Origin of the sequence: Gemella sanguinis ATCC 700632 (genome assembly GCF_000701685.1) — a bacterium.
Taxonomy (GTDB): Bacteria; Bacillota; Bacilli; order Staphylococcales; family Gemellaceae; genus Gemella; species Gemella sanguinis.
The window spans coordinates 1-3,394 of record NZ_JNJO01000031.1; the positions used below are offsets into that span (position 1 = coordinate 1).

Consider the following 3,394-nt stretch of genomic DNA (forward strand, 5'->3'; position numbering starts at 1 on the left):
TTCGTCCTGAGCCAGGATCAAACTCTCCAAATAATTTGTTAGCTTGATTAGCTCATTAAAAAGTTTTATAGTTCCTTTTTAGAACTGTCCTTTTTGGAATTAACGTTGACTTAATTCGTTTAGTTTTCAATGTTCAAAATAATGGAGCGGGTGATGAGAATCGAACTCACAACATCAGTTTGGAAGACTGAGGTTTTACCACTAAACTACACCCGCATTTTTTAAATTTTATATTTTCGACTTTTTGTCGAACACTTAATTATTATATCAACTCTTCAAAAGTTTGTCAACACTTTTTAAAAACTTTTTTTAAAAATATTCGTTTTTAGAAATTGTTGTTTTAGTCTCTTTTTGAGAAGACTTTTAATATTCTAACATCACATTTATTCTTTGTCAAGAAGTTTTTTAAACTTTTTTTAAAGTTTTTTCTTAACATTATAATAAAAGTTTTTTTTGATTGTTCGAGTTCTATTCGAAAACATATTATCAATATAATATAGTACCTACCTTAATTTTACTTTAAAAAAATTAAAAGTATAGATTTTTCTTACGAAATTTCCATACTTTAATTTTTTTCTTCTATAAGATATCTTATTTTGTAGTTTGTCTATGTATTACTCGATATGGTAAGTACATTTCTTTTTTGTTTTCATCTAATTCGTCTTCGTTGATTTCTTCACCTTTACGTTTAGCTTTTTCTATATCAATTATTTTTGTTAGAACACGCATAGATACCGCACCTATATCAAAGATAGGTTGGAAAATAGATGAAATTTTTGGTCTTGTCATATCTAATAGTTTAGTATTTTCTAAAGATATTAGTTCAAAATCATGTGGAACTTTTAATCCTGTATCTAACGCTTGATGTAATACTGCTAATGCAACTTCATCGTACATTGTGATAACAACATCAACTTTTGCATCTATATTACTTAGAGTTTTATAAATTCTATTACTTTCTTTATAAGTTTGATATCCATCTATTATAAAGCTAGGATCGAATTCTATTTTTTTAGTAGCTAAAGCCTCTTTATAACCTTTAATAATTCTTTGTGTTTTTTGACTTTCATATTTATCTATAACTAGAGAAATATTTTTAGCTCCTTTTTCTAAAAATTCTTTAGTTACTTCGAATGATGCTTTTTCATAGTCTATATTAACAGAATAAAATTCAGAATCTACTCCTAAGTTTCCAGCTAATACTACTGGAATTTGAATATCTTGTAAATATTTTTTAGAACTATCTGATAGTGAACGTCCTAAATAAATAATACCATCTACTTGTTTACTAACAAATGAAGCAAAGATATTTTTTTCAATTTCTTTATCATCACAAGAGTTTGCTAAAATTATATTATATTTATACATATTAGCAACAGACTCAATTCCACTTACTATTTCTGCAGAAGATAAATCAGCAATATCTGGTAAAACAATACCTATTGTAGTTGTTTTTTTACTAGCAAGTCCTCTTGCCACTGCGTTAGGTGTGTATTTTAATTTTTTAATTACTTCTTGAACACGTAATCTTGTATCTTCTTTAACATTAGGGTTGTTATTTACAACACGCGAAACAGTAGCCATCGACACTTTTGCTTCTTTTGCAACATCGTATATTGTTATTGTCATTTTCTTCTCTCCTTTACATCGTATTATTACTTTTTACTTTTTTTTCAAGAATTAAAACCTTTTCATTACATTCATATTTTAACAAATTTACTATGAAAAGTCTAGTAATGAATATAAGATTTTTCATTTTCTTTTTATTTTCATTGTACAAAATATATAAAAAATTAATATCTATTATTTTATCTATACTAAAAATAAAAAAGGAGAATTAGATTACTCTTTTTTTAATAAGAGTAACCTAACTCCCCAAATTTTATTTTATTAGTTTTCTAAAGAAGCATATGCTTTTTCTAAAGTTTCTTTTAGAACTTTAGCTGAATGTTGCATTTTAGCTGTTTCTTCTTCAGTTAAGTCTAATTCTACTACTTCACGAACACCTTCGCGTCCAACGATAGCTGGAGTACCGATGTATAATCCATCGATTCCGTAGTGTCCATCACAGTATCCACTTACTGCAAGCTCAACGTTTTCGTCACGTAAGATAGCTTTTACGATTGTGAATAATGCAAGTCCGATTGCATAGTAAGTAGCACGTTTACGGTTGATAACTTCGTATGCTGCACGCATAACTTTTTCTTCAACATCTGCGAAATCTTCTTTAGTGTAGTCAGAAGTTTCTAAGAATTTATCGAATTTTTTACCGTATACGAAAACATTACTCCAAGCTGCAAGTTGAGTATCTCCGTGTTCACCAATGATGTATCCTCGAACACTGCTTGGTGCTAAGTTTAATCTATCACCTAAGATGTAACGGAATCTTGAAGTATCAAGAGTTGTACCAGATCCAACGATTCTGTGTCTTGGGAATCCTGTGAATTTTTGTAAAGCGTTAGTTAATACGTCTACTGGGTTAGAAGCGATAACGATAACTCCATCGAATCCAGATGCAACGATTTGTTCTGACATATCTTTAACAACTTTAATGTTTTTGTCAACTAGGTCTAAACGAGTTTCACCTGGTTTTTGTGGAAGACCACCAGCGATTACGATTACGTCTGCATCAGCACATTGTTCGTATCCTCCAGATGTAACTTTAATAGGTGGTACTAAAGCTCCACCATGGTTTAAGTCCATTGCTTCTCCTTCAGCTTTTTCTGCAAAGAAGTCGATTAATCCTAATTCTTCACAAACTCCACTTGAATATAATTGATAAGCAAAGCTCATCCCTACCATTCCTGCTCCTATTAAGACAACTTTTCTATTTTTCGCTTTCATAAGAAAACCTCCATTAATTTGTATAAATTTAGATATTTTAATTTTTTACTGTTTTCTAAATAAAATATAGTTTGAAAACTATTTCTATTCATAACACTCTGAATTATAGCACAGCTTTTGCAAAAAAGAAAGTGTTTTTACGACATTAATTTTCATATTAAATTAATTATTTTCTTTTAATTTATATATATTTTGAAAGTGCTATCTTTAAAAAATAAAACGCTTTATTTATTTTTTAGTTATATTTATCTCTATAAATCCTTTTTATATCAACTTTAAAAGAGTTTTATTTTTAATGAAATTAACACATTATTTTATTGATTTAATTCCAAATATTTTAACATTAATTTTTTATAGAATTTTTGGTAGTTTTTCCTTCATTTTCATTTGAATATTTTACATATCTCTTAGTATAACAGTTTTAAGATAGTTAAAATAAAAAAAATATCAAGTAAAATAATACTTGATATTTTTCAGATTGTTGACAAAAATACCGAAATATCAAGCTAGTATTGATGTTATGGTATTTTTTTTCAAAAAAAATAAGCCT

2 protein-coding genes and 1 tRNA gene are annotated in these 3,394 nt (G+C 27.9%); all 3 read right to left on the reverse strand.

What is annotated here, in order from left to right; genetic code table 11:
• Positions 1–142: 142 nt before the first annotated feature.
• Positions 143–216 (reverse strand) — tRNA-Gly (locus tag T369_RS0107775).
• A 375-nt stretch (positions 217–591) separates the two neighbouring features.
• A complete protein-coding gene (locus T369_RS0107780) occupies positions 592–1,629 on the reverse strand; it encodes a LacI family DNA-binding transcriptional regulator (protein WP_031553901.1) in 1,038 nt (345 codons plus the stop codon).
• Positions 1,630–1,890: 261 nt separating this feature from the next.
• Positions 1,891–2,844 (reverse strand): L-lactate dehydrogenase, encoded by a 954-nt coding sequence (locus T369_RS0107785; protein WP_006363805.1) that lies wholly within the window; start codon positions 2,842–2,844, stop codon positions 1,891–1,893.
• Positions 2,845–3,394: the final 550 nt, after the last annotated feature.